At 36.8% G+C, this 7,353-nt stretch carries 10 protein-coding genes and 1 other RNA gene; 8 read left to right on the forward strand and 3 right to left on the reverse strand.

The window, feature by feature from the left end; translation table 11 throughout:
* Window positions 1-221 precede the first annotated feature (221 nt).
* Entirely contained in the window at window positions 222-617 is a 396-nt protein-coding gene (locus tag CQ058_RS30335; RefSeq protein ID WP_002029297.1) for a sigma factor-like helix-turn-helix DNA-binding protein, read from the forward strand.
* Between the two features lie 35 nt (window positions 618-652).
* Here the strand turns inward: CQ058_RS30335 and CQ058_RS30340 are convergent, their stop codons facing one another.
* The 3 genes from CQ058_RS30340 to CQ058_RS30350 form a co-directional block, all read right to left on the reverse strand.
* Complete coding sequence (locus tag CQ058_RS30340) at window positions 653-1,321, reverse strand: deoxynucleoside kinase (RefSeq protein ID WP_002009620.1); 669 nt, start codon at window positions 1,319-1,321, stop codon at window positions 653-655.
* 2 nt (window positions 1,322-1,323) lie between these two features.
* Window positions 1,324-1,959, reverse strand: coding sequence for a deoxynucleoside kinase (locus CQ058_RS30345; RefSeq protein ID WP_002170085.1), 636 nt, complete (start codon window positions 1,957-1,959; stop codon window positions 1,324-1,326).
* Between the two features lie 123 nt (window positions 1,960-2,082).
* Entirely contained in the window at window positions 2,083-2,622 is a 540-nt protein-coding gene (locus CQ058_RS30350; protein WP_002130738.1) for a cysteine hydrolase family protein, read from the reverse strand.
* Window positions 2,623-2,728: 106 nt separating this feature from the next.
* Here CQ058_RS30350 and tadA point away from each other — a divergent pair, with 106 nt between their 5' ends.
* The 7 genes from tadA to CQ058_RS30385 all read left to right on the forward strand — a co-directional run bounded on the left by tadA (window position 2,729) and on the right by CQ058_RS30385 (window position 7,118).
* A complete protein-coding gene (gene tadA / locus CQ058_RS30355; protein WP_002029304.1) occupies window positions 2,729-3,223 on the forward strand; it encodes a tRNA adenosine(34) deaminase TadA in 495 nt (164 codons plus the stop codon).
* A 78-nt stretch (window positions 3,224-3,301) separates the two neighbouring features.
* Window positions 3,302-3,566, forward strand: an RNA gene (gene ffs, locus CQ058_RS30360) — signal recognition particle sRNA large type.
* 132 nt (window positions 3,567-3,698) lie between these two features.
* Entirely contained in the window at window positions 3,699-5,387 is a 1,689-nt protein-coding gene (gene dnaX, locus CQ058_RS30365) for a DNA polymerase III subunit gamma/tau (RefSeq protein WP_002029302.1), read from the forward strand.
* Window positions 5,388-5,412: 25 nt separating this feature from the next.
* Entirely contained in the window at window positions 5,413-5,739 is a 327-nt protein-coding gene (locus CQ058_RS30370) for a YbaB/EbfC family nucleoid-associated protein (RefSeq protein WP_170935248.1), read from the forward strand.
* A 14-nt stretch (window positions 5,740-5,753) separates the two neighbouring features.
* Window positions 5,754-6,350, forward strand: a complete 597-nt coding sequence (gene recR / locus CQ058_RS30375; protein ID WP_002009629.1) for a recombination protein RecR — start codon at window positions 5,754-5,756, stop codon at window positions 6,348-6,350.
* A 14-nt stretch (window positions 6,351-6,364) separates the two neighbouring features.
* Complete coding sequence (locus tag CQ058_RS30380; protein WP_002009631.1) at window positions 6,365-6,586, forward strand: YaaL family protein; 222 nt, start codon at window positions 6,365-6,367, stop codon at window positions 6,584-6,586.
* A gap of 262 nt (window positions 6,587-6,848) precedes the next feature.
* On the forward strand, window positions 6,849-7,118 hold the full coding sequence (locus tag CQ058_RS30385; protein ID WP_002009632.1) for a pro-sigmaK processing inhibitor BofA family protein: 270 nt from the start codon (window positions 6,849-6,851) through the stop codon (window positions 7,116-7,118).
* Window positions 7,119-7,353: the final 235 nt, after the last annotated feature.

Genomic DNA, 7,353 nt, shown 5'->3' on the forward strand with positions numbered 1-7,353 from the left:
AAAACCGACAGGCGGCGAGAGTCGCGCGGGGGTTCGAATCCCTCTACCTCCTCCAGATATAATTGACAACAGCGCATATAAGTGGAGATTGGAGAACTCGTTACCAACACGTAACGAGTTTTTATTTTAAAACCAATCATAAAGTATGATGTAAGGATATAGTGTCCTTATTACACACTCATATTCCGATGATTATCTTCATAGATATGAAAGGAGTTAACATGGATCTTATTATACAAACGTTTCCTTTAGATGGAAAAACTTTATATTATGTACAATGTCCTGTCTGTAAGAACAATAGAATTTTAAACAGTGGTGCAAATGTGTCGCGCATTATAAGTGATGATACATTCCGTAAACTTTGTGGTTGCACTTGTGATGTAAAACAGGTTGCAAAAAAAGTAGAGGTACCAAAAGAAGCTGAAAAACCAGCTGTGCAAAAAGAAGTAACTCCAAAACGTACAGGGAAATTACTAACAGCAGTAATTAATGGGAAAGAATTGACTGTTAAAGAGATTGCTGAAACATATGATATTAGTACGAGTACTGTTCGTCAGCGTATTAATGCTGGAAAGCCAGAGAGTGAAATTATTGCTCCGACAAAAAAGAAAAAGTAATTTCATAGGAAAACCCGTGCATATGCACGGGTTTTTTATTTTACAAGTTTACGTGTTTGTTTTAAAAAATGTCCAATTTTTTTAATGATTGGTTCGATTGAATCGCCATCTTTTAAAATATCGTATTCATTAATGTTTAATCGTAAAACAGGGCATGAATTAAAGTTATTAATCCAGTTATCGTAACGTCCATGCATCTCTTTCCAATATTCAATTGGTGTTTGCTGCTCCATGGGACGTCCTCGTTCTTGAATACGATCGACAATATCATCAAAAGAACCTTCTAGGTAAATTAATAAGTCTGGATGAGGGAAGTAAGGAGTCATGACCATAGCATCAAATAACCCTTTGTATGTCTCATAATCAGTTTCAGTCATTGTACCCTTTTCGTAATGCATTTTTGCGAAAATACCAGTGTCCTCATAGATAGAACGGTCTTGAACAAAACCGCCACCATATTCGAAAATTCTTTTTTGTTCTTTAAATCGTTCTGCTAAAAAGTACACTTGTAAGTGAAAGCTCCAGCGTGTGAAATCAGCATAGAACTTGTCCAAATATGGGTTGGAATCTACTTTTTCAAAAGATGTACGATAACCTAAAGCGTTAGCCAATGCAGTTGTCATAGTTGATTTACCGACACCTACTGTTCCAGCAATAGTGATAACTGCATCATTTGGTATATCATATTTTTGCCTTAAATTCATTGTTATTTCGACTCCTTCAAGAGAGTATTTTGAAGAGCTGATAAGATGACATTTAAATCATCATGATTTCTTACAAAATCCATATCGTCTCCATTAAATTTCAATACTGGAATATCTGGATGGTCCTTTTTGAAAGCATCCATTGCTGTTTCGTAATCTTTTGTAAGCTGTAGCAAGTAATTTGGATCCATATTTTTTTCGAATTCTCTTCCGCGCATGGCAATTCGTTTTTGTAATGTTTCTAGGCTCGCTGTTAAATAAACGATGACATTTGGCACAGGCATATCTTGCGTAAGAATGCGATAAATTTGCATGTACTTGTCATATTGAGAATCTTTTAATGTACGGGATGCAAAAATTAAATTTTTAAATATATGATAATCTGCTACTACAGGCTTTCTTTGATTCAAATACTTTATGTTAATATCCTCTAGTTGTTTGTATCTATTACAAAGAAAGAACATCTCTGTTTGAAAACTCCATTCGTCGATGTCTTCGTAGAATTTTCCTAAAAAAGGATTTTCATCAACAATCTCTTTTAGTAAGTGGAGTTGCATGTGAGTTGAAAGTTCCTTCGCAAGTGAAGTTTTTCCAACACCAATTGGTCCTTCAACCGTGATAAATGGTACTCCGGTCACGCTGTTTCCTCCTTTCAATCAGTGATTTACCGTGACTACTAAAAACACAAAACAGAATTATTGTAGCACAAGAGGGGAGCGAGCGGACTAATTTGATATAAAAAGTTAGAAAATAGATATGTATTAATTAAATTTTATTTGGGATGACGGTACAATATTTGCCTTTAATGTGGCTTCCATTATTTTTAAAGCATGTTCATTATCTTGCTCGTTATTAGAAGCGATGCAATCCCGTGGTACATAAAGTGTATAATTTCTCATATGGGCATCATTAGCTGTAAAAAGGATGCATATGTTCCCGGCAATTCCTGTTAAAATGAGATTTTCGATTTTTAAATAACCTAATAAAGAATTCAAAGGTGTTTCATAAAAAGCAGAGTAATGTGGTTTAATAAAAATGTAATCGTCAGTATGCGGAGCAATGGCCTCGATAATATTTTTACTATACTCATTTGTACAATGGGTGATAAGTTGATCAATATCAGATCTCCAAAGTTGATAGTGATCATTGACATAAATTATTGGATAGCCCAATGATTTCATGGTGTCCTTTAATTGTAAAATGGGGTTCTTTATAATTTCACATTTCTGTGCCAGGATGGGTCCGTGGGAGAATTGAAAATCATTAATCATATCGATAATGAGTAAGGCGGTATTTTTCATATGTAATTCCCTCTCTTTCTTCTTTAGGTTGGATTGAATTTGTAAAAGTTATCCCACCTGCAAGAAATGAAAAAGTGTATTTTATTTTTGGTGAAAGGACTATATTATGGAGCGAGATATATATTTTATGCAGTTAGCAATAGAGGAAGCGAAGAAGGCGGAGGCGATACAAGAGGTACCAATTGGTGCTGTAATTGTGCTAGATGGTGAAGTGATTAGTGTCGCACATAACTTAAGAGAAACTGAACAGAGATCAATAGCTCACGCCGAACTCTTAGCTATTGATGAAGCTTGCAAAAAATTAGGGACATGGCGTTTAGAAGATGCAACGTTATATGTAACATTAGAACCTTGCCCAATGTGTGCAGGGGGAATTGTTTTATCGCGTATAAAACGGGTTGTATATGGTGCGAGCGATCCGAAAGGTGGATGTGCAGGTACGTTGATGAATCTTTTAACTGATGAGCGTTTTAATCATCAGTGTGAAGTAGTGCCTGGTGTACTTGAAGAAGAATGTGGTACGTTGTTAACGATTTTTTTTAGGGAGCTTCGTAAGAAAAGAAAAGAAGTGAAAAAACTAGAGAAAAGTAATGGTAACTAACGTATTTGCATTTTGTAAAAAAACAAGTTATACTGATAATGCCTTATCCAAGGCAACCGAATATTGGTTTTAACTTTGCCGTGCTAAGCGGGGAGGTAGCGGTGCCCTATACTCGCAATCCGCTCTAGCGAGGCTGAATCCCTTCTCGAGGTTATGTTGCTGTAAGGTCTGCCTTAAGTAAGTGGTGTTGACGTTTGGGTCCTGCGCAACGGGACCCCGTGAACCTTGTCAGGTCCGGAAGGAAGCAGCAATAAGCGGGTTTTCTCGTGTGCCGCAGGAGTGCCTGAACCGAGCTAACTGCTTGAGTAACGCTTATGGTACGTAATCGACAGAAGGTGCACGGCAGTTATATATGTATACAAAACTCACCTTTATATAAAGGTGAGTTTTTTGTATGGAAAATAACTTTTGGAATCTATAAACAGAATGGGTTATAATAAATAAGATAATAACCTTTGAGGGAGGCCGTATTTTCGTGTCATACCAAGCGTTATACCGAACATGGAGACCGCAAAAATTCGAAGATGTAGTCGGTCAAAAGCACGTGACAAAAACGTTGCAAAATGCCCTTCTTCAAGAGAAAGCTTCACATGCTTATTTGTTTTCGGGTCCGAGGGGAACAGGGAAAACGACAATTGCAAAAGTATTTGCAAAGGCAATTAACTGTGAACACGCCCCGGTAGCTGAACCTTGTAATGAATGTCCTTCTTGTTTAGGAATTACACAAGGGTCTATTTCAGATGTATTAGAAATTGATGCGGCTTCAAATAACGGTGTAGATGAAATTCGAGATATAAGAGATAAAGTAAAATATGCTCCAAGTGCTGTAGGATATAAAGTATACATTATTGATGAAGTTCACATGCTTTCTATGGGTGCCTTTAATGCGCTTTTGAAAACTTTAGAAGAGCCGCCAGGACATGTTATTTTTATTCTGGCGACAACAGAACCGCATAAAATTCCAGCTACAATTATTTCGCGTTGTCAGCGTTTTGAGTTTCGAAAGATATCAGTAAATGATATCGTTGAGAGATTATCGACGGTCGTGACAAATGAAGGTACGCAAGTAGAAGATGAAGCGTTACAAATCGTAGCGCGTGCCGCCGAAGGTGGTATGCGTGATGCGCTCAGTCTTATTGATCAAGCTATTTCTTATAGTGATGAGACGGTGACGAGTGAAGATGTTTTAGCTGTAACAGGATCTGTATCTCAGCGATATTTGGGTGACCTGGTAGAATGTATACGTGAAAATGATGTATCAAGAGCGTTACGTATTATAGATGAGATGATGAGTAAAGGGAAAGATCCAGTTCGCTTTATGGAGGATTTCATTTACTACTATCGTGATATGCTTTTATATCAAACTTCACCACAATTAGAACATATGTTGGAACGAGTAATTGTAGATGATCAATTCCGTACGTTAAGTGAAGAAATGCAACCGGAAGTAATCTATGAAATTATTCATACCCTTAGTAAGGGACAACAGGAGATGAAGTGGACAAACCATCCAAGAATATTCTTGGAAGTTGTTATGGTGCAACTGTGTCAGCAGTTTATGATGCAAGCAAACGGCGCAGATCGTTTACAAGCGATTATGAACAGGATGCAGCAGTTGGAGAAAGAGTTAGAGCAAGTTAAAAAGAATGGCGTGCCAGCTGGTGTGCAGCAGGAAGTAAGAGAGACGCGGGCAACACCAAAACCGGTACGAACAGGAAGTATGAAAATTCCTGTTGGACGTGTGAATGAAGTGTTAAAGCAAGCGAAGCGTCAAGATTTAGAACAGTTAAAAGCTGTATGGGGCGAATTATTAGGAAGGCTCAAGTCACATAACAAAGTAGCATTTGCTGTTTTATTAGAAAATAGTGAACCAGTTGCGGCTTCGGATGATACCTATGTGTTAGCATTTCAATATGAGATTCATTGCAAAATGGCTAGTGAAAATCGAGAAGCGATGGATACATTGGAACAAACCCTTTTTGAATTGTTAAGTAAAAGGTTAAATATGATTGCTATCCCAAAAAGTGAATGGGGTAAAATTCGTGAAGACTTTTTACAACGCGAAGGCGGGGATTCTGAAGAAAGCCCAGAACAAAAAGAAGATCCTCTTATAGAAGAGGCTGTAAAATTAGTAGGGCAAGAACTTATTGAAATAAAAGAGTAATAATAATGAGGAGGAATTAATTATGATGCGTGGCGGAATGGGAAATATGAATAATATGATGAAACAAATGCAAAAGATGCAAAAGGACATGGCGAAGGCGCAAGAAGAGCTTGGCGAAAAAACAGTTGAAGGTACAGCTGGCGGCGGAATGGTTACTGTTATTGCAAATGGTCATAAGCAAGTTCTTGAAGTGAAAATTAAAGAAGAAGTTGTAGATCCAGAAGATATCGAAATGTTACAAGACTTAGTATTAGCTGCAACGAATGATGCACTTAAAAAGGTTGATGAACTTTCAAACTCTACAATGGGCAAATTTACAAAAGGCATGAACTTACCAGGTGGAATGTTCTAGGAGGATATTGATATATGCATTATCCAGAACCGATATCAAAATTAATCGATAGTTTTATGAAGTTGCCAGGAATCGGACCGAAAACAGCGGTTCGATTGGCATTCTTCGTGTTAGATATGAAAGAGGATGATGTACTAGGTTTTGCGAAAGCACTTGTGAATGCAAAGCGAGATTTAGCGTATTGTTCTGTGTGCGGACATATCACTGACCGCGATCCTTGTTATATTTGTGACGATTCGCATAGGGATCAATCGGTTGTTTGTGTAGTACAAGAGCCGAAAGATGTAATTGCGATGGAAAAAATGAAAGAATATCAAGGTGTATATCATGTTTTGCGTGGTGCCATTTCTCCAATGGAAGGAATTGGACCAGAGGATATTAATATCCCGCAGTTATTAAAGAGACTGCAAGATGAAACAGTACAAGAAGTGATATTAGCAACAAACCCTAATATTGAAGGGGAAGCCACAGCGATGTACATATCCCGCCTCTTAAAGCCAACAGGAATTAAAGTAACTCGTATTGCACATGGTCTGCCAGTTGGTGGAGATTTAGAATATGCAGATGAAGTAACACTATCGAAAGCTTTAGAAGGCCGTAGAGAGATATAAGAGGAGAAGGGAAAATGTTCTTTCAAAAAAAGGGTAAGTTGCGTAAAGAGTATGACGATAAGTTAATTGTATTATTAGAAAAGGTAAAGAATGAATGGCTACGTCAGAAGAGACTGGTTGAACAAAGTGTTGAGCCGTCTCAAGATGTACTTTGTTCTTTAAAAATAGCAGAGGCGAAATATTTTTTCTTGTTAAAAGAAGCAAAACGTCGTCCTGTGAAAATGGAACAATGGTAAAAGGTCCTGCTTTTTAAAGCGGGACCTTTTACTTTTTATCGATTTATTTGTGAGTAATAGGGCTACTTTATTTTTGGGATATAAAGAGGAGAAAGAAAAAATGGGAATGGAATTAGTTGTATCTAATTGCTAGTGCTTAGAAGAAAGATTACTGATTAAAGGTTATAAAGATGAAGTGGTAGGAGTTATGTTATAGATGTTCTTTTTTCTTGTCTTGTCCCATACAAATGGATATGTATAGGTCATTCATAAGGAGGAAAAAATGAATTCTACAATTATTATTGTTGGCATTCTTTCTTTAGTTTTTATTTTTCTTGTTTTTGGTGTTTCTGCTAAACCAATACGTTTTATAGGGAAAGCACTCTTTCATGTCACTTTAGGTATAGCGTTACTATTTATTGTGAATGTTGCAGGGACATATTTCGATTTTCATATTCCAATTAACATGGGCACAGCTACAGTATCAAGTTTATTAGGGGTGCCAGGTGTTGCTGCATTAGTGATTATTAAGCTATATATAATGCCAAGATAAATTTATTTTGGCATTTTTTAAAAAAGCGTTGACTTATCGATTAGTAATATGATAAATTAATAAGCGTCGTCAGGAACGAAAGAAAAAAGTTGTTGACAGATTCAAGTCAAAATGTTAAATTATAAAAGTCGCTGAAACGCGGCATTGAACTTTGAAAACTAAACGAAACAAACAACGTGAAACGTCAATTTTTATTTTTAGATGCTAGACAAACTAACTTTATTGGAGAGTTTGA

Source organism: Bacillus sp. MYb56, assembly GCF_002976445.1.
Classification (GTDB): domain Bacteria; phylum Bacillota; class Bacilli; order Bacillales; family Bacillaceae_G; genus Bacillus_A; species Bacillus_A mycoides.

Coding starts and splice junctions, on each gene's coding strand:
- CQ058_RS30335 (WP_002029297.1), top strand. CDS start 222: ATGGATCTTATTATACAAACGTTTCCTTTAGATGGAAAAACTTTATAT.
- CQ058_RS30340 (WP_002009620.1), bottom strand. CDS start 1,321: ATGAATTTAAGGCAAAAATATGATATACCAAATGATGCAGTTATCACT.
- CQ058_RS30350 (WP_002130738.1), bottom strand. CDS start 2,622: ATGAAAAATACCGCCTTACTCATTATCGATATGATTAATGATTTTCAA.
- tadA (WP_002029304.1), top strand. CDS start 2,729: ATGGAGCGAGATATATATTTTATGCAGTTAGCAATAGAGGAAGCGAAG.
- CQ058_RS30370 (WP_170935248.1), top strand. CDS start 5,413: ATGCGTGGCGGAATGGGAAATATGAATAATATGATGAAACAAATGCAA.
- recR (WP_002009629.1), top strand. CDS start 5,754: ATGCATTATCCAGAACCGATATCAAAATTAATCGATAGTTTTATGAAG.
- CQ058_RS30380 (WP_002009631.1), top strand. CDS start 6,365: ATGTTCTTTCAAAAAAAGGGTAAGTTGCGTAAAGAGTATGACGATAAG.
- CQ058_RS30385 (WP_002009632.1), top strand. CDS start 6,849: ATGAATTCTACAATTATTATTGTTGGCATTCTTTCTTTAGTTTTTATT.